The 18,278-nt window shown below is 59.2% G+C and carries 19 protein-coding genes and 1 other RNA gene; 8 read left to right on the top strand and 12 right to left on the bottom strand.

Annotated features, from left to right (window positions below; genetic code table 11):
- Window positions 1-11: 11 nt before the first annotated feature.
- Entirely contained in the window at window positions 12-1,673 is a 1,662-nt protein-coding gene (locus GOV80_RS08510; RefSeq protein WP_170783997.1) for an FAD-binding dehydrogenase, read from the top strand.
- Here GOV80_RS08510 and GOV80_RS08505 read toward each other — a convergent pair whose 3' ends face one another.
- The 3 genes from GOV80_RS08505 to GOV80_RS08495 form a co-directional block, all read right to left on the bottom strand.
- Window positions 1,674-2,420, bottom strand: a complete 747-nt coding sequence (locus tag GOV80_RS08505; RefSeq protein WP_170783995.1) for a YbaY family lipoprotein — start codon at window positions 2,418-2,420, stop codon at window positions 1,674-1,676. It lies immediately after the preceding gene.
- Window positions 2,421-2,516: 96 nt separating this feature from the next.
- Window positions 2,517-4,295 carry an SLC13 family permease gene (locus GOV80_RS08500; protein WP_170783993.1) on the bottom strand — a complete coding sequence of 593 codons (1,779 nt, stop codon included), beginning with the start codon at window positions 4,293-4,295 and terminating at the stop codon, window positions 2,517-2,519.
- A gap of 79 nt (window positions 4,296-4,374) precedes the next feature.
- Entirely contained in the window at window positions 4,375-5,190 is an 816-nt protein-coding gene (locus GOV80_RS08495; protein ID WP_170783991.1) for a TIGR00282 family metallophosphoesterase, read from the bottom strand.
- 86 nt (window positions 5,191-5,276) lie between these two features.
- Between GOV80_RS08495 and GOV80_RS08490 the strand changes: the two genes are divergently transcribed.
- A complete protein-coding gene (locus GOV80_RS08490) occupies window positions 5,277-5,504 on the top strand; it encodes a putative hemolysin (RefSeq protein WP_170783989.1) in 228 nt (75 codons plus the stop codon).
- Window positions 5,505-5,510: 6 nt separating this feature from the next.
- Here GOV80_RS08490 and GOV80_RS08485 read toward each other — a convergent pair whose 3' ends face one another.
- The gene (locus GOV80_RS08485) at window positions 5,511-6,068 is read right to left on the bottom strand and encodes a 5-formyltetrahydrofolate cyclo-ligase (RefSeq protein ID WP_170783987.1); all 558 of its coding nucleotides are present in this window, start codon (window positions 6,066-6,068) and stop codon (window positions 5,511-5,513) included.
- Window positions 6,065-7,459 carry a magnesium transporter gene (mgtE, locus tag GOV80_RS08480; protein ID WP_170783985.1) on the bottom strand — a complete coding sequence of 465 codons (1,395 nt, stop codon included), beginning with the start codon at window positions 7,457-7,459 and terminating at the stop codon, window positions 6,065-6,067. Before mgtE ends, GOV80_RS08485 begins: the two co-directional genes overlap by 4 nt.
- Window positions 7,460-7,600: 141 nt before the next feature.
- Between mgtE and guaD the strand changes: the two genes are divergently transcribed.
- On the top strand, window positions 7,601-8,887 hold the full coding sequence (guaD, locus tag GOV80_RS08475; protein ID WP_170783983.1) for a guanine deaminase: 1,287 nt from the start codon (window positions 7,601-7,603) through the stop codon (window positions 8,885-8,887).
- Window positions 8,888-8,946: 59 nt separating this feature from the next.
- Here the strand turns inward: guaD and GOV80_RS08470 are convergent, their stop codons facing one another.
- The 3 genes from GOV80_RS08470 to GOV80_RS08460 form a co-directional block, all read right to left on the bottom strand.
- Window positions 8,947-10,281 carry an 8-oxoguanine deaminase gene (locus GOV80_RS08470; RefSeq protein ID WP_170783981.1) on the bottom strand — a complete coding sequence of 445 codons (1,335 nt, stop codon included), beginning with the start codon at window positions 10,279-10,281 and terminating at the stop codon, window positions 8,947-8,949.
- 117 nt (window positions 10,282-10,398) lie between these two features.
- Window positions 10,399-11,190 carry a histidinol-phosphatase gene (gene hisN, locus GOV80_RS08465; protein WP_170783979.1) on the bottom strand — a complete coding sequence of 264 codons (792 nt, stop codon included), beginning with the start codon at window positions 11,188-11,190 and terminating at the stop codon, window positions 10,399-10,401.
- A gap of 44 nt (window positions 11,191-11,234) precedes the next feature.
- On the bottom strand, window positions 11,235-11,606 hold the full coding sequence (locus tag GOV80_RS08460) for a helix-turn-helix domain-containing protein (RefSeq protein ID WP_170769125.1): 372 nt from the start codon (window positions 11,604-11,606) through the stop codon (window positions 11,235-11,237).
- 334 nt (window positions 11,607-11,940) lie between these two features.
- On the opposite strand from GOV80_RS08460, the gene GOV80_RS08455 reads away from it, so the two are divergent.
- Entirely contained in the window at window positions 11,941-12,897 is a 957-nt protein-coding gene (locus GOV80_RS08455) for an NADPH:quinone oxidoreductase family protein (RefSeq protein WP_170783976.1), read from the top strand.
- On the opposite strand, the gene GOV80_RS08450 is transcribed toward GOV80_RS08455, so the two are convergent.
- A complete protein-coding gene (locus GOV80_RS08450; RefSeq protein WP_170769123.1) occupies window positions 12,894-13,775 on the bottom strand; it encodes a LysR family transcriptional regulator in 882 nt (293 codons plus the stop codon). The two genes, GOV80_RS08455 and GOV80_RS08450, sit on opposite strands and share 4 nt — an antisense overlap.
- A 127-nt stretch (window positions 13,776-13,902) precedes the next feature.
- Here GOV80_RS08450 and GOV80_RS08445 point away from each other — a divergent pair, with 127 nt between their 5' ends.
- Complete coding sequence (locus GOV80_RS08445) at window positions 13,903-14,112, top strand: DUF1127 domain-containing protein (RefSeq protein ID WP_170783974.1); 210 nt, start codon at window positions 13,903-13,905, stop codon at window positions 14,110-14,112.
- Between the two features lie 181 nt (window positions 14,113-14,293).
- Window positions 14,294-15,064 (top strand): Bax inhibitor-1/YccA family protein, encoded by a 771-nt coding sequence (locus GOV80_RS08440; protein WP_170769121.1) that lies wholly within the window; start codon window positions 14,294-14,296, stop codon window positions 15,062-15,064.
- A 139-nt stretch (window positions 15,065-15,203) separates the two neighbouring features.
- Here the strand turns inward: GOV80_RS08440 and GOV80_RS08435 are convergent, their stop codons facing one another.
- The gene (locus tag GOV80_RS08435; protein ID WP_170769120.1) at window positions 15,204-15,710 is read right to left on the bottom strand and encodes a hypothetical protein; all 507 of its coding nucleotides are present in this window, start codon (window positions 15,708-15,710) and stop codon (window positions 15,204-15,206) included.
- Between the two features lie 206 nt (window positions 15,711-15,916).
- On the bottom strand, window positions 15,917-16,084 hold the full coding sequence (rpmG, locus tag GOV80_RS08430; RefSeq protein ID WP_010441901.1) for a 50S ribosomal protein L33: 168 nt from the start codon (window positions 16,082-16,084) through the stop codon (window positions 15,917-15,919).
- Window positions 16,085-16,377: 293 nt separating this feature from the next.
- Between rpmG and GOV80_RS08425 the strand changes: the two genes are divergently transcribed.
- Window positions 16,378-17,013, top strand: coding sequence for a DUF1326 domain-containing protein (locus GOV80_RS08425; RefSeq protein WP_170783973.1), 636 nt, complete (start codon window positions 16,378-16,380; stop codon window positions 17,011-17,013).
- Window positions 17,014-17,856 (top strand): DUF2182 domain-containing protein, encoded by an 843-nt coding sequence (locus GOV80_RS08420; protein WP_170783971.1) that lies wholly within the window; start codon window positions 17,014-17,016, stop codon window positions 17,854-17,856. It abuts the gene before it with no gap.
- An 8-nt stretch (window positions 17,857-17,864) separates the two neighbouring features.
- Here the strand turns inward: GOV80_RS08420 and rnpB are convergent.
- Window positions 17,865-18,258: RNase P RNA component class A (gene rnpB / locus GOV80_RS08415), an RNA gene on the bottom strand.
- Window positions 18,259-18,278: the final 20 nt, after the last annotated feature.

Raw genomic sequence — 18,278 nt, 5'->3', positions numbered from 1 at the left:
AAGGACGCTACATGACCAAGAACACAGCAGATGCCATCGTCGTTGGGGCCGGTCTGGCGGGGCTGGCTGCCGCTGCAGAGTTGGGCGACCGGGGCAAAAAGGTGATTATCGTCGATCAGGAACCCGCGCATTTTTTGGGCGGGCAAGCATTCTGGAGCCTAGGTGGCTTGTTCATGATCGACACCCCAGAACAGCGCCGCATGGGCATTCGCGACAGTCATGATCTGGCCTTGCGGGACTGGATGGGCAGTGCGCAGTTCCACCGGGATGAGGACGCATGGCCGCGCAAATGGGCCGAGGCCTATGTGGAATTCGCCGCTGGCGAGATGCGTCCTTGGCTGCATGACATGGGCCTGCGCTGGTTTCCGGTGGTCGGCTGGGCTGAACGCGGCGGGTCCTATGCGGATGGTCACGGCAACTCGGTCCCTCGGTTCCACATCACATGGGGCACCGGGCCGGGCGTGCTGGAACATTTCATCCGCCGCGTACGCGAACATGTAGATAGTGGACTGGTCGAGCTAAAATTCCGCCATCAGGTCAGCCATATCATCATGCAGAACGGCTGCGCCAAGGGGGTCTCGGGCGAGGTTCTGGCCGACGACACCGCCCAGCACGGGGCCAAGACCAACCGCGACGAAGTGGGTGAGTTTGAGGTCTACGCGCCTTCGGTCATTGTCAGCTCTGGCGGCATTGGTGGCAATTTCGAGATGGTGCGCAAGAACTGGCCACGTGATCGGCTGGGGGAGCCGCCCAAGGATATGGTCGCAGGTGTCCCCTTTCACGTCGATGGCCGTATGATTGCCATCAGCGAGAAGGCGGGCGGTCATGTGATCAATGGCGACCGGATGTGGCATTACACCGAAGGCGTGCGGAACTGGAATCCGATCTGGCCTTCGCACGGCATTCGCATCCTGCCCGGCCCTAGTTCGATGTGGTTTGACGCGACCGGCAACCGGATGAAGCCGCCCTGTTTACCGGGGTTTGACACGCTGGGTACGCTAAAGGAAATCCTGAAAACCGGCTATGAATACAGCTGGTTCGTGCTGACCCAGAAGGTGATTAAAAAGGAATTCGCACTATCTGGGTCCGAACAGAACCCCGACATGACCGAAGGCGGTTGGCGCGAAGTGCTGTTTCAGCGCGTGCTGACCGGTTCAAAGGCCACCGCGCCGGTCGAGGCGTTCAAACAGCATGGTGAAGACTTCATCGTCGCCAACACCCTGACCGAACTGGTCAGCGGTATGAACCAGATGGGCGACGCCCCGATTGACGAGGCTCATCTGCGCGCCCAGATAGAGGCGCGGGATTCACAGGTTGATAACCCCTTTACCAAAGATGCCCAGATGGCCGCCGTTCTGGCTGCGCGTAACTATCGTGGCGACCGGCTGATCCGCACAGCCAAGCCGCATAAATTCCTTGACCCGAACAACGGTCCTCTGATCGCGGTCAAGCTGCACGTTCTGACGCGCAAGACGTTGGGCGGGCTGCAGACCAACCTCGACAGCCAGATGATCGGGGCGGATGGTCAGGTCGTCCCCGGCCTGTTCGCGGCCGGAGAAGTCGCAGGTTTTGGCGGTGGCGGCTATCATGGCTACAACGCGCTTGAGGGCACATTTCTAGGCGGCTGCATCTTCTCGGGCCGCAATGCCGGACGGTCGCGCGCTGTGGCCTGATTACTCGGCCCGGACGAATTTCAAAACGGGCTCACCGCCTGCATCCAGCATCACCAGGCTGTCCCCTGCGACCGCATAGCGGGTGACGGTCTGAAGCGCGGCCAGGAATTGATCTTCGACTTCTTCAAGCTCGGGCGGGCATGCCATCAGGGTGGCGGCCATGTTGTCCGGAAAGCTCAGGCTGTCCCCGCTGATTTCAGCCTGACCCGAAAATCTGTTGCACCCGCCTGTACCGCCGAATGCACCGTCTTGTTCGAAGGTGATTTGCGGCGGGCGTTGCGCTTCAATCACATCACCGTTGATGCCGATTGCCGTCCAGTTGGTGTTGTCCAGACTGACGGTTGCCTGCGGAGGAACTTTCACCAGCACAAGATCAGCGGTATCTCCACCACCCCGTGTCAGGACAGGGTTCACCGTATCCGTCGTGAACAGCAATTTGTTGCCGTGATAGATAGAACCTCGGACCGCATAAGTCCTGCCGTCCTGGATCAGCGCATCATCATAGTTCAGCGCGTATTCAGCCGGTACACCTGTCAAGGCATAGCGCTGCGATGCCAGCGTGACAGCGGGGGCATCCGCGAGGGAAATATCTTGCAACTCAACATATAGCGTCGCATCCGGTGCCACCGCGATCCGCTCGCGGTAGGTTGCAGTTCCTGTGACGGTACCTGCATGGCTCTGACTACCTAAAATGGTTAGCGCCACTGCGCCTACGACGATGGCTTGGCCGAGTTTTGGAAAAGGCATGATCCAATCCTTTCACATTCGCATTTGATGAAAAGATTGTTACGGTAACTGTATTTACAAGTGGCGCAAACCCTTGTCGGCAAAATCGCGCCGTTTTTAAAGCGGCCAGATCAACGGAATCAGCAGCGATGCCAGCAAGCCCACTGTCAGGTTCAATGGCACCCCGACCTTAAGGAAATCGGTGAAACGGTACCCTCCGGGGCCATAAACCATCATGTTGGTCTGGTATCCGATGGGCGTCGCAAATGAGGCCGAGGCCGCCACCATCACTGCCACCACCAACGGACGCGGGTCGATGCCCACCGCTTGCGCCAGCCCGATGGCAATCGGGGTCACCACCACGGCCACCGCGTTGTTCGAGACCAGTTCGGTCAGCACCGAGGTCAACAGATACACGGCCCAGATGATCAGGAAAGGCGGCAGGGCGCTGAGGCCCGGTGCGACCGCTTCGACAATCAGCGACACTGCGCCGGATTTGTCTAACGCTGCGCCAATCGCCAGCATCGAGAAGATCAGCGCCAGCAGGCGACCTTCGACAAAGGAAAACGCCTCATCCGCGTCGATACAGCGGGTCAGCAGCACCACCGCGACCGCCAGAATGGAAAGCAGAAGGATCGGTGCAACGCCCAGCGCGGCCAGAGCCACGATCCCGACCAGCGCACCGATGGCAATCGGCGCATGACTACGTCGGAACGCGCGGGCCGAGGGCTGTGAGACGTCGACCATATCCATATCAGCGGCCAGCCTTTGGATGTCTTCGGGTGCGCCCTCCAGCAGCAGCGTATCGCCTACGCGCACCACCAGATCATCCAGTTGGCGCCCGATATTCTGGTTCCGGCGATGCACCGCCAGCACATAGACACCATAACGTCGCCGCAGACGCATTGCGCCCAGTGTCCGGCCAACCATGCGGCAGCCGGGGGTGATCAGAACCTCGACGGTCTTGGTCTCGACCGCCGAAACTTGGTCGACGCGCTTGAGTTCCTTGTTGCTTTGCAGACTCAGCAGTTCCGTCATTTCGGTACGCAGAACCACGCGGTCGCCCAGCTTCAGCTCGACACCTTTAAGGTTGCGGCGCAATGACTCGTCGCCTCGGATCACGTCGATCAGTCGGACGCCGGGGCGTTTGAAGAGCTGTACGCCCGTTACTTCGCGCCCGATCAGGTTGCTTTCGGGAGGGATTACGGCCTCGGTAAAGAATTTCATCTTTGAACGGTCGGACAGAAGCGTCGCCATGCTGTCACGATCCGGCAACAGGCGCGGCGCGATGAAGCGCAGATAAACCATCCCGTAGATCACCACCGCAATACCCAGCGGAGTGACCTCGAAAATCGTGAAGGGGGTCATGCCTTGTGATCGGGCCACACCATCCACCAACAAGTTGGTCGAGGTCCCGATCAGCGTCAGCGTACCCCCAAGAATCGCCGCATAGCTGAGCGGGATCAGCAATTTCGACGCAGGCACGTCCAGCGTGCGGGCGATCTGGACAAAGACCGGGATCATCACAACCACAACCGGCGTGTTCGACACCACGGCCGAGGCCAGCACCACAAACCCCATCAACAGACCAATGGCAATCCTTGGGTTGACCTGCGCCTGTTTCTGCGCGGTTGAGGTGAACGCATCCAGCGCACCCGTGCGCACCAAAGCCCCCATGATGATGAACATCGCAGCAATGGTCCAAGGTGCGGGGTTGGACAGCACGGCCAGCGCGCTTTGATAGGGCAGAATGCCCGTTACCAGCATCACGGCCACGCCGCCGATGGCGACTACCTCGGTCGGATAAACCTCACGCAGGAACATGATGAACATGCCCGCGACAACCAAGAGCGCCAGTATCGCGCTGCCTGTTTCTGAAAGCTGGAGGAGTTGCATTCTTGGTTTATGTCCGAACCCTGACCCGAGCTGCGCGCTCGTCAGGCAGTTTCACGCATTGGAAGGGGCAGAGCAAGCCTTACTGCGGCCCCGCTTGCTGCAAACGCCCGCCAACGCGCACCATTTGCACAGATTTTGCCTCTCCGGTGCGGTCGTCAGTCTCGACAAACACGCCGCTCAGCGTGGCCTCGCCATTGGCGGGCGTAAATCGGGCTTTGGGCATCCCGGTGATAAAGCGGCGCATCGGTTCAACCTTGTCCATGCCGATGACCGAGTCGTAGTCGCCACACATCCCCGCGTCGGTCAGATAGGCGGTTCCATTTGGCAGAATCTGCGCATCTGCCGTCGGCACATGGGTATGCGTGCCGACCACAAGGCTGGCCCGTTTGTCGCAATAGTGACCCATGGCCATCTTCTCGGACGTGGCCTCACAATGCATGTCGACAATGATTGCTTGCGCCTGACCACCGCGCGGGTGGGATTTCAGGATCGGCTCAATGGCCGAAAACGGATCATCAAAGGGCCGTTTCATGAAGACCTGCCCCAGCACCTGCACCACCAGAACCTTGCGCCCGCCCGGCGCGGTATACAGGCGATGCCCCCGCCCCGGCGCGCCTTTGGCGAAATTTACCGGCCGCACGATGCGGGACTCTTTCTCGATGAATTGAAGCATATCTTTCTGGTCGAACGCGTGATCGCCCAGCGTCAGGCAATCGGCGCCGGCATCCAGCAGCAGCTTGGCGTGATCGCCGGTCAGCCCCATCCCGTTCGAGGCATTCTCGCCATTCACCACAACAAAATCCAGCCGCCATTCGTCGCGCAGACGTGGCAGATGCTGTTGGATCGCCGCACGCCCGGCGCGGCCCATGACGTCACCCAGAAAAAGTATCCTCATACGAACCGTCCTAAGTGTGGCAATAGACGAGCACAAGTGGTTAAACTCAGGTCATAAACTGCCAATACCATTCATCGGAGCGTTTCATGACCCGCCTGTACCTGCTTGCCCTTCTTCTGATCCCCCTAGCCGCATGCGAACCTGAGTCCGACAACTCGGTACAACTGGCCAACCCTGCGGCGACGTTCTGTGTTGAAAGCGGCGGCGACTATCGCATTGTCGACGGGGCCGACGGCCAAACAGGGCGGTGTACCCTGCCCGATGGGCGCGATTTGGATGCGTGGGAGTATTTCCGCGAAAACCATGCGGGGTGAGCGGCGTTAAAACGTCAGAACCCGGCTTTCCGTGATCACCATGTCCAAGGGCTGATCGGTCGGCTCCAGCGGCAGGCCCTCGGCCTCTTGTGCGTCAAAGGCGAAACCAATGGCCAGTGTCGGGCGTTTGGCGCGCAGTCCCTCCAGCGTGCGGTCATAGAAACCACCGCCATAGCCCAGCCGTCCACCCTGCGCATCAAAGGCCACCAGCGGCACGATCAGGATTTCCGGGTCAAAATAATCGTCGACCTCCGGCACCTTGGCCCCGAAAGGGCCGTCTTTTAGAGCGCCTTCGGGGGTCCAGTGCGAAAACTTCAGCGGCTGCGCGGCAGCTTGGATCACGGGCACGCCGACCGGACCATAGGCCGAAGCCTCGGCCATGGCGGGCAGCGGATCAATCTCGGTGCGGATGGGCATGTAGCCCGAGATCGGCACGCCCCGGTGCCCGGCCAACACTTCGGACAAACGCCCTGCCGCACCGGGAAGTCGCGCGTCAAAGGCAGCCTTTCGACGCGCAAAGGCCGCCTTGCGCGCGGCGGCTTTGATTTCGGTCAGATCGGTCACAGTAGCACCACGCTGGCAAGTCCCAGAAAGATGAAAAACCCCATGACATCCGTTGTCGTCGTCACAAAGGTCCCCGACGCCAGCGCCGGGTCAACGCCCAGACGATCCAGCACCACCGGTACTACCGTACCCGCAAACCCCGCGATGACCATGTTCACGACCAAGGCCGACCCGATCACGACACCCAGCATCGGAGAATCAAACCACATCATCCCAACTGTGCCCAGCACGATGGCAAAACACAGCCCGTTCAGAAGTCCCACCAGCAATTCCCGCCGGATCACCCTCATCACGTTGGCGTTGGTCAGGTCGCGCGTCGCCAGCGCTCGCACCGCGACTGTAAGCGACTGCGTACCTGCATTGCCCCCCATCGAGGCCACGATCGGCATCAGGATCGCCAGCGCCACCAGCTGATCAATTGCTGCCTCGAATTGCGAAATCACCAGCGAGGCACAGATCGCCGTGCACAGATTCACCGCCAACCACGGCAGCCGTCGCTTGCTGGTATCCGCCACACTGTCCGAGATTGAGCTTTCGTCGCTAACCCCAGCCAAACGCAGGATATCTTCCTCGTGCTCTTCATCCAGAACCACCATGGCGTCGTCGATGGTAATGACACCAACCAACCGCCCATCAGCATCCACCACCGGGGCCGAGATCAGGTGGTACTGGTTGAACGCATAGGCCACGTCCTCTTCATCCTGATCGACCGGAATAATGTGCAGCTCTTCATCGGCCAGATCGGCCAGCCGCACTTCGCGGCGCGCCGCCATAAGCTTGCCCAGTGTCACCTGCGCCACAGGTTTCAGGCGCGGATCGACCATGACGACATAGTAGAATTGCTCGGGCAAATCGTCATTGGCGCGCATGAAATCGATGGCCTGACCCACCGTCCAATGTTCGGGCGACATGACCACTTCGCGCTGCATGAGGCGACCGGCCGAGTTCTCGGGGTAAGACAGCGCTTGCTCTGCCGCGATCCGCTCGGAATCCTCCAGCGCGTCCAGAATGGCCTCTTGCTGCGGCTCTTCGAGGTCCTCCAGCAGGTCGACGACATCGTCGCTTTCCATCTCGCGCACGGCGTCGGCGAGAACGTCGGGCTTGAGAATGCCGATGATCTCTTCCCGCACGGCCTCGTCAAGTTCGGACAAGATGTCGCCGTCAAACTCTTTGTCATACAGCCGGATCAGCTGGGCGCGGTCGTACGGGTTGATCTGTTCCAGAAGGTCGGCGATGTCAGCGGCGTGCAGCGGCTCCATAAGCTCAACCAGCTTGTCGCGGTCATCCACATCGACAGCATAAAGAATTGCCGTGATAGCCTTCGGGTCCAGCGCATAAACGTCGTCGTCACCGGTCGACTCGACTTGGGGTTCGTCAATGCCTGTGGTCATGTCTGCCCCCGCTATCCTTCGGTCATTGCCCTTTAAATAGAAGAAGCAGCTACCGGAAAACAATGACAATGCGCCGATTTACCCAGAAGTTTCCCGCGCCTATGCTATTTGACGGTCCCATACAGGCGGAGATGAATGAAAATGGCGCAGAAAACGCTGCTGAAAGGGCGTGTGCTCAGCTTTACCGGTTCCCCGTTCGAGGGCGAGCCAACCGACGCCGTTGAGTTCAGCGAAGCAGTGGTGGTCGAGGGTGGCCATATCGCCGCGGTGGGTGATGCCGATACGCTGCGCTCTGCGCATCCCGACGCGCAGGTGGTCGATCACGGCCAGCACGTGATCATGGCCGGATTTGTGGACGCGCATGTGCACTATCCACAGACCGCGATGATTGCCAGCTGGGGTAAGCGTCTGATCGACTGGTTGAACACCTATACCTTCCCCGAAGAGATGAAGTTCGGCGACCCGACCTATGCCGCCGAAATTGCAAACCGCTATCTGGACCTAACAGCGGCCCATGGCACCACGACGATGTGCAGCTTTTGCACCATTCACCCCGAAAGCGTCGATGCGTTCTTTGCGGCTGCACAAGCACGCAACCAGCGTGTGGTGGCAGGCAAGACCTGCATGGACCGCAACGCGCCCGAGGGGCTGCGGGACACTGCGAAAACGGCCTATGACCAATCGGAGGCATTGCTAGAGAAATGGCATCGTGTTGACCGTTTAACCTATGCTATCACACCGCGGTTTTCACCGACATCCACACCTGAACAGCTTGAGGCGATGGGCGCGCTGTGGGCCGAGCACCCTCATTGTCTAATGCAGACCCATCTGAGTGAACAAACGGATGAAATCGCCTGGGTCCGCGAGTTGTTTCCCGAGGCGCGCGACTATCTGGATACTTACGAGAAATTCGGTCTTCTGGGTTCGCATGGGGTCTATGGCCACGTCATCCATCTGGAGGCGCGCGAGCGCGACCGCCTGCGCGAGGTGGACGCGGCGCTGATCCATTGCCCGACCTCGAACACCTTCATTGGCTCGGGCCTGTTCGATATGACCGGATTGATGCATGACGGGCATCGGGTCGGGTTGGCCACGGATACGGGCGGCGGGTCGAGTTTCTCGATGCTGCACACAATGGCCTCGGCCTATGAGATCGGGCAACTGCGCGGCGCGCCTCTGCATGCGGCGCAACTGTTGTGGTTGGGCACGGTCGGATCGGCGCGGTCGCTGCGGTTGGACGATCGGATTGGCAATATCGCACTGGGGATGGAGGCGGATCTGGTCGTGCTTGATCTGGCCTCGACCCCGGCCATCGCGCAGCGCGAGGCTTGTGCGGATGATATATGGGAGGCGATCTTCCCGACCATCATGATGGGGGATGATCGCGCCATTGCCGAGGTTTGGATCGGTGGGGCCGCTGTCGCGTGAGGGAATGCGCCTTGCGGCGCATGCCTCCGGCGGAGGTATTTTTGAACAGAAGAAGAGTTTCAGCTTTGCAGGGCTCGCGCCAGCGCGTTCTGCCGTTCGATCACACGTGGCAGGTCCAGAGTGGTGATAGCCCCGCCGCGCACGATTTGGCGGCCTTCGACGAACAAATGTTTCACCTTCATCGGCCCGGACAGCAACAGCGCCGCCGGGTCCCAACTGCCTGCGCTTTCGATACCGCCTATGTCCCAGATGGCGATATCTGCGCGTTTGCCCGGCGCTAACCGGCCGCAATCGGGGCGGTTGAGGACATCAGCACCGCCTCGGGTTGCGATTTCAAGCGCCACGCGGGAGGACATCGCATCCGCGCCATTGGCGACCCGTTGGAGGAGCATGGCCTGTCGCGCCTCGAGCACCAAGCTGCCATTGTCATTGCTGGCCGAGCCATCCGCGCCCAGCCCAACTGGCACGCCACAATCGCGCATTTTCCGAACCGGCGCGATCCCTGAGCCCAGCCGACAGTTTGAACAGGGGCAATGGGCAACGCCGGTCTGTGTGCGGGCGAATAGGTCGATCTCGGCCTTATCCAGCTTGACGCAATGGGCGTGCCACACATCGGGGCCGGTCCAGCCCAGATCTTCGGCGTATTGACCGGGGCGGCAGCCGAATTGCGCTTGGGAATAGGCGATATCCTCATCGTTTTCGGCAAGATGAGTGTGCAGCATCACGCCCTTGTCTCGCGCCAGTACGGCTGTGTCGCGCATCAGGTCACGGCTAACCGAAAACGGAGAGCATGGAGCCAGGCCGACCCGGCACATTGCGCCCTCGGACGCGTCATGAAAGGCGTCGACGACGCGGATCATATCGTTGAGGATTGCATCCTCGGTTTCAACCAGCGCATCCGGGGGCAGGCCACCATCGCTTTCACCGATGCTCATCGCGCCGCGGGTCGGGTGGAAACGCAGGCCGACCTCGACGGCGGCGGCGATGGTGTCGTCCAGCCGTGCACCGTTGGGGTAGAGGTACAAGTGGTCCGAGCTAAGTGTACAGCCTGACAGTGCCAATTCGGCCAACCCAATCTGGGCTGAGGTAAACATTTCATCCGGTCCGAACCGTGCCCAGATGGGGTAGAGCGTTTTCAGCCAACCAAAGAGCAGCGCATCCTGCCCGCCAGGTACGGCGCGGGTTAGGGTTTGGTAAAGATGGTGATGTGTATTCACCAAACCAGGTGTCACCACGCATCCTGACGCGTCATGGATTTCTCCGGTCGTGGTCAGGCGCCGCCCGATCTGCGCAATCTGACCGTTTTGGATCAGAATATCGGCCCCGCGCAATTCGCGGCGCGTGTCATCCATCGTGAGGATGGTATCTGCGTGTTTGATAAGGATTTCGGTCATCTCGCCCCTCCGTCGCATCAACCCGTCTCATGCTTGGAGAATGCGGGCTGGCGGAAAACGGGCGTAAGAACCAACCGGTCAGAAAATAACCGACCGGGCAGGTCCGGGCAACCGGATTCAGTATTGGCGCAAGATATCCAGCGCAGCGGCGTGCAGATCGGCATTGGCCGCTGCCAGTGCGCGACCGCCGTTGTGGGCGGGACCACCCTGCCAGTCGGTGACGATGCCGCCAGCCGCCTCGATCACGGCTATGGGTGCCTGGATGTCATAGGCGTGCAAACCGGCCTCGATCACCAGATCCACCTGCCCGGCGGCCAGCAAGGCATAGGCGTAGCAATCCATGCCATATCGCGTGAGGCGCGCGTGCCGCGCCACGGCCTCGAACCCGGCGCGTTCTTCCGGGGTGCCGACCTCGGGGAAAGTGGTAAACACGATGGCCTGAGCCAGCGAGGTTGTCGCCCGCGTGTCCAAAGGCCGGGTTCCCGTGGGTCCGCTGACCTGCGCGATATCGATCGAGCCCACGAACCTCTCACCAATATATGGCTGATCAATGACCCCCATGATCGGCCCGTCAGCGCTGCTGAGCGCAATCAGAACACCCCATGTGGGTGTCCCGCTGATGAACCCGCGCGTGCCGTCGATCGGGTCCAAGACCCAGGTTCTGCCGCTGCTGCCCTGCACCTGACCGAATTCTTCTCCCAAAATTCCGTCATCAGGGCGATGTTTGGCCAGAATGTCGCGCATTACACGCTCGGCCTCACGATCGGCGATCGTCACCGGATCGAACCCCTGTGACAGCTTGTTCGAGGTTTCCAGATTTGCTTGGCGGAAAAACGGAAGAATGGCCGCGCGCGCTGCGTCGGCCATTTCTTCTGCTACGTCCAGATCGGTCAGAATAGGCAGTGTCATGCGCTACCCGTGCGGGGCACACGCATCAAAGTCAACCCGCTTAATCAGGCAACGTCGCTAAGAACACGCGCCAGTTCGAACAGTCGACGGCGCTGGTTTTCCGGGATCGCATAGTAGGACCGAACCAGATCCAACGCCTCTTTGTCTCCCATCAGATCAGCAGGCACCGATTTCTTGCTTGAGGTTTCCTTCTCAGCCTCTTCCAAACCTTCGAAGAAAAAGCTGACCGGAACATCCAGCGCTTCGGCGATGTCCCACAAACGCGACGCACTGATGCGGTTCGCACCCGTTTCGTATTTCTGAATCTGCTGGAACTTGATACCAACTTGCTGCGCCAGTTGCTGCTGGGTCATTCCAATCAGCCAGCGGCGATGCCGGACGCGCTTGCCCACATGGACATCGACGTGATGGGTCATTGGTATTCTCCTCTACTACACAACTACCGGGGACGTGCGATATATTTCATCATCGCATAACTAACGAGCAGTTCTTAACCGCTCACTAAGTTGGAACATGCCCCCAAATCAGCACCATAGCGCACTATTGCCCTATTTGCGTTTTTTTTCAAGAAGGTTGAGTAAGATTTCAAGGGTAAGGATTTGTGGTTGTGCGATGCGCACACATAATACCTCTATGTTTATTGCATTATGTATATATTAGCGTTCGTGCCAGTTTTTTGCGCGCAAGGTCACTGATTGACAATTCAACCAGAAAACGAATCTACTCCGCCCAAAATCACGGAGCACCTCTATGCTGGCCTACAGAATCTCATCGAAAGGCGCGGACGCTCAGCTGTGCGATATCGCGCTCCCTGACCCCGGTCCGGGGCAGATTCGCGTCGCCATCAAGGCCTGCGGTCTGAACTTCGCGGATCTGCTGATGCAGAAGGGCACCTATCAGGACACCCCCTCAGCCCCCTTCACGCAAGGGATGGAAATTTCTGGTGTTGTCGATCAGCTTGGCCCGGATGTGACAACCTTGTCCGTAGGGGATCGTGTGGCTGTCTATTCAGGTCAGGGCGGTTTGGCGGAATTTGGGGTGTTCGACGCAGATCGTGCGATCCCCCTACCCGCTTCGACGAGCTTTGAGGACGCCGCCGCCATCCAAATTGCATATGGAACCAGTCACATTGCGCTGGATCACCGCGCCCGATTGCAGCCGGGTGAAACCTTGCTGGTCACAGGGGCTGCTGGTGGCGTCGGATTGACGGCTGTCGAAATCGGCAAGTTGATGGGGGCCACGGTGATTGCGCAGGCGCGCGGGGCGGAAAAGCTGGAGGTCGCGCGCACCGCAGGAGCCGATCACCTGATTGACGCCTCCGAAGATCTTCGGTCGCGCGTGAAGGAATTGGGTGGCGCCGATGTGGTCTATGACGCCATCGGCGGCGACGTGTTCCAGGCCGCCTTTCGTGCCACTAATCCCGAGGGCCGTCTGCTGCCCATCGGGTTCGCGGGCGGCGACGTGCCACAAATCCCCGCCAATCACCTTCTGGTCAAGAACTTGACTGTCATCGGCTTTTACATCGGCGGCTATCTGAGATTCCGCCCTCAGATCGTGCAGGACAGCTTCGCCACCCTATTTCGCTGGCATTCGGAGGGGAAAATCAAACCCCATATCAGCCATACCCTGCCCCTGACCGAGGCCGCGCAAGGCCTGCAACTGCTGAGGGACCGTGCGGCCACAGGCAAGGTCGTCATCACACCCTAGCCCGCGACAGCCTTCAACGGTGTCCCCGCCATGATGCGGAAATTCTGTCGTACCAGCGCCGCCAGGGCTTCGATGATTTCCCCGCGACCCGAGTCGCCGCCGTAAAGGTTGATCATTTGAACCGGTAGATCGGGAAGTGCGCCGCCCGATTCGATCAGCTCAAGATGGGCGGCCTCAGTGCCTTCCAGCATGGCCGAGACTGCCAGATCGGCGCTGACCGTGGCCTCGATGGTGCGGTCATCTTCGGAATCAACGGCCAGTTCCCAAGGAATATCGGCTCCGTCCAGTGCACTGATGACCTTGGGCCGAAACAGACAGCGTCGCCCCTCAGCCAAGGGGATCGGTCGCTTGCGCCATGCCGACCCACCCGGCGCGCCAACCCAGCGCAGAGGCAATTCGGCAATCGTTTCCGCCCCTTCCGCGGCGTTTGATTCCGTCGTCAGGATCAGATCGCATTCGCCTTTCCTATACATCTCTTTCAGCTGCATCGAAAACGACGAGAACAACTGCACCTTCACGCGTGGGAAATCGGCGTTGAATCGCTTCAGAACCCTTGGAATCGCGGGGTAAACGATGTCATGCGGCACACCCAGAACGACCTCGCCCTCGAACGCCTGATCGGTGAGCTTCGAGATCACCTCGTCATTCAACGCAATCATGCGGCGTGCATAAGCCAGCAGTTGCTCCCCCGATGCCGTCAGCGCAATCGTGCGTCCGCTGCGGTCCAGCAACTCAAGCCCCAGCAGTTCCTCCAGCCGTTTCAACTGCATCGAAACCGCAGATTGCGTCAGGTGCAAAAAACCGGCTGCCCGCGTTACGCCGCCTTGATCGGCAACGGCCACGAATGAGCGCAGAGTGGTGATGTCCAGATTTCGCATCTTCACGATCCCTTATGTGTTCCGTCAAAAATATTCATTTTTAAAATGTGTCACATCGGGACATATAGATCAAGGAAGTTGATGGGAATTCTAAAAACCATCGGAAACAAAAGAAAGGACAATACCTATGACCCAGATTGCACTGACATCCCGCTGCAAACCGCATCGCAGGTTTTCCATTTTGACTCTGTTGGACGCCTTATCCCTGCTTCGCCAGCGCCACAAGCTGGCCCGATTGGACGACCGCGCATTGAAAGACATCGGTATCACCCGCGAACAAGCCGAAGCCGAGGCTGATCGCCCCATTTGGGATGCGCCGGATTTCTGGCAAAAGTGATTTCTGAATGTATCTTTTTCTCATCAATGGCGACCCGCGTCAGCAGGTCGCCATTTTTGTTGCGTGTTTTAGCCAGTTTCCAGCGTTAAACTCTTGAAACACAGCCCCCACTTGCCGATATTTGCGGGGAAGGCGTCTCGCTTGCAGACGCACCAAAGAATTAACGAAGGGAGACCCTTTTATGGCACAATTTGACACGATCCGGACGGCGGCCGGCGCGCGCGCTGCCCAGATTGACGAGGGCCTGCGCGCCCATATGAACAAAGTCTACGGCACCATGTCCGTGGGCATGCTGATTACATTTGCTGCTGCATGGGCGATTGCCGGCATGGCTGTATCCAGCGTTCCGACCGAATATCAGATCAGCGCGAACACGTATCTGACCCAATTCGGCGCGACCTTGTTCACATCGCCCCTGAAATGGGTGATCATGTTTGCCCCGCTGGCTTTTGTGTTCGGCTTTGGCGCAGCAATCAACCGTCTGTCGGCGGCAGCGGCTCAGCTGGTGTTCTACACCTTCGCCGCAGTGATGGGTATTTCGATCAGCTGGATTTTCCTGGTCTTCACAGGTCAGTCGATCATTCAGGTCTTCCTGATCACCTCGATCGCCTTTGCCGGCCTGTCGCTGTATGGCTATACGACCAAAAAAGACCTGTCGGCCATGGGCACATTCCTGATCATGGGCGTGATCGGCCTGATCGTTGCGTCCGTCGTAAACATCTTCATCGCCTCGTCGGCTATCGCCTTCGCAGTTTCCGTTCTGGGTGTCCTGATCTTCGCAGGCCTGACCGCGTATGACACGCAGAACATCAAGACAACCTACCTGCAAATGGCCCATTCGGGCGATCAGGAATGGTTGGGCAAGGCTGCAATCATGGGCGCGCTGAGCCTGTATCTGGACTTCATCAATATGTTCATGTTCCTGCTGCAACTGTTCGGCAACCGCGAATAGGCAACCGATACACATCAAACAAAGGGCGGGTTATTGACCCGCCCTTTTTCATTTTCGCCTGAAGATCCAAGGCCTATCGGGCAAAAGAAAAAGCCCCCACCCAGATGGGCGAGGGCTTTGGAGTTCTCTCAGACCGGGGTCAGCTACAGTTCAACGCAACCGCGAAGCCCGAGCTGCGCGAGGACGAACCTTTGCGGAATACGTCTCCGGCGGGAAGGCATCCGGTGAACTGTTCGGCGTTCCGGCCAAAGGCGGCACCGATTTCGTTGTCCACGCGAGTGCTGTTGTTAGCTGTACGCAGCACGCCATAGGGCGTGCCATTCACATTGACCGTGCTTAGGAACAAGTTGGTACCCGAGCCATTCAGAACAACCGCGTTGCTATCTCCGCGCCCGCCATTGTCGATTGCGACGCGCGCGACTTTCTGGGCTTCAGTCTCGCCTGTCGACACCGAGACCGGCGTCAATTCCGCCAGATCAGCTGGGATGTTCCGCGACTCGGGAACAAATGCGACAGTGCCCGGCACGTCCGAGGATGTCCGGGGCTCTCCGCTAAGGCCAGCAAAGCCGACGCCCTGACGGTTATAGAGATCTTCGCAGCCCGCAAGGGCCAGAACGGTGATTGTGGATAACAAGATTTTTTTCATGACGGCCAACATTTTGGAACGGTTAGCTGAAGCGTATGGGCAAGGTGTCCCAAAAAGCAACCCGCACCTCACTCGAATGCGTAGGTGGCTGATGCGCCGCTGCAACGGACAGGTGCTGACCTCAGCGCAACTGGATGCCGATCGAACATGAAAAAAGGGCTGCGCCGTAGCGCAACCCTTTTAAACTGTCCAAGCGGATCGGCAGATTACTTGATCTTGCCTTCCTTGTACTCGACATGCTTCCGAGCGACCGGATCGTATTTACGAATGGTCATTTTTTCGGTCATGGTGCGCGCGTTCTTTTTGGTCACGTAGAAGTGGCCCGTGCCCGCGGTCGAGTTCAGACGGATCTTGATTGTCGTCGGCTTCGCCATGGTTATCTCCTGCGTCCGGAAAGGCAGGGGCCTTTCGGTTGAATTCCTATGAGCGTGCGCTTTTACCCGGTCGCGCAGCCGAGTCAACCGGAATCGGGCCGAATTGCGCAGTTTTCCAATCGAGTTTCCGACAACAAGCCTGCCCTCGTTTGGCGAGATCACGGTTCCGTGATAGTGTGCATCCAGTTTGTCAAACCAAGACGTCGGAAATCGACGCGACAGTTGAGGCACAGATCTGACGGCAACCCCTGACCGAGTAGTTCTTTTTTGTGCAAATTTACTTGGGGGCAATCATGACAGAATGGACAATTCAGGCTGAAGAGCTGGCCAATTGCAACTGCAATTTCGGCTGCCCGTGCCAGTTCAGCGTTCTTCCCACCCATGGCAACTGTGAAGCTGTTGTCGTCTATGACATTGAGTCCGGCCATTACGGCGACACTGACCTTGCCGGGGTCCGCGCCGCTGGCGTGTACTACTGGCCCGGCCCGATTCACGAAGGCAACGGTCAGATGCAGTTGATCATCGACGAAAGCGCCAGCGACGCGCAACGTGCGGCTCTACAAGCCATCATGACCGGTCAAGACACGGACGAAATGGCGACCTTCTGGTATGTTTACAGCGCCATGGCACCGACCAAACATGAGACGCTGTATCTGCCCATCGAACTGGACTGGTCGCGTGAGGACCGCACAGGCTATGCTAAGGTCAAAGGTATTTTCGACCTAAATGTCAACCCGATCCCCCATATCGTTTCAGGTCAACCGCACCGTGCGGCGATCCAGCTGCCCAACGGGTTCGAATACCGACACGCAGAATCAGCCTCGGGCACGACCACCACCCATGGGGGTGAGATCAGCCTGAGCTTTGATGCGACCCATGCCCATCTGGCGCATCTGAATATCTCGGGCCATGGCGTTCTGGGCGCTTAGATGAAACCCAATCCATCTGCACCCACGCCTGGGGTGGTCGAGCAAGTGCTGCGTCGTGACGGCAGTATCGTGCTGTTCTGCGTTCTGATGATCGTGCTGTTTGCCTGTTGGTATACGGTTGCGGGCATCGGCATGAACATGACGGCGGTTGATATGACCGCGATGGCCGGACCGATCGGCACTCCGATGCAAATGGGCGGTGAGGTTCATTGGTCCCTAAGCTATGGCATTCTGATCTTCCTGATGTGGTGGGTCATGATGGTTGCCATGATGACACCCAGCGCGGCACCAACGGTGCTGCTGTATACGGCGATCAAACGAATGGGATCTGAGCGGGCGCGCTCAACCCGGCTGAGCCTTTTGTTTCTAAGTGGGTATCTCGTCGCATGGGCCGCCTTCAGTATGCTCGCAACCGGCAGCCAATGGGGGTTGGAGCAGATCGGCCTGTCGGACGGGCCGATGATGACGATCCGGTCCGAGGTCTTTGCAGGTACTGTTTTGCTGGCCGCTGGTCTCTATCAGCTTTCCAGCCTCAAGACGGCCTGTCTGCGCCATTGCCGCAGTCCGGCGCGGTTTCTGGCCGACCACAACCGCCCAGGCCCCTATGGCGCGTTTCGGGTCGGCGTGTTGCATGGGCTTTACTGTCTGGGGTGTTGCTGGGCGTTGATGCTGCTGCTGTTCGTTGGCGGCGTGATGAACCTCTATTGGATCGCCGGTATCGCGCTTTATGTCGGGTTGGAGAAACTACTTCCCCAGGCGCGGTGGTTGGTCCCGGCAACCGGGGTTGCGCTGATCATCGCCGGTATCTGGCTGATCGGGCGTGGGGTCTTGCCGCTTGCTTAGAGCGGAATATGCGCGGAGGGCCTGTAAGCCGGATCTTGTTCCGGGGTTGCCCCCTTCGATGACCATTCCTCTAGGCCGTGCATTGCTGCGCGGCTCAAGCTGCCAACCCGGTCCCTCTGGGCCAAGACAGGCTTAGCGGCGGTATCGGCGGACGCCGACCGGCCCGCGCGGGGACCCTATTTGGCATTGCTCCCGGTGGGGCTTGCCGTGCCGCCCCTGTTGCCAGCGGCGCGGTGGGCTCTTACCCCACCGTTTCACCCTTACCACACGCGTGTGGCGGTCTGATTTCTGTGGCGCTTTCCGTCGGGTTGCCCCGCCCGGGCGTTACCCGGCACCGTTGTCTTGTGGAGTCCGGACTTTCCTCTCGGGCCCTTGGGCCCCAGCGGCCATCCGGCCCTCCGCGCGTGGGATGGGTTAGGCGT

The sequence above is a fragment of the Ruegeria lacuscaerulensis genome (assembly GCF_013034685.1).
Classification (GTDB): domain Bacteria; phylum Pseudomonadota; class Alphaproteobacteria; order Rhodobacterales; family Rhodobacteraceae; genus Ruegeria; species Ruegeria lacuscaerulensis_B.
This window is presented reverse-complemented; position numbering and strand designations above follow the sequence as displayed.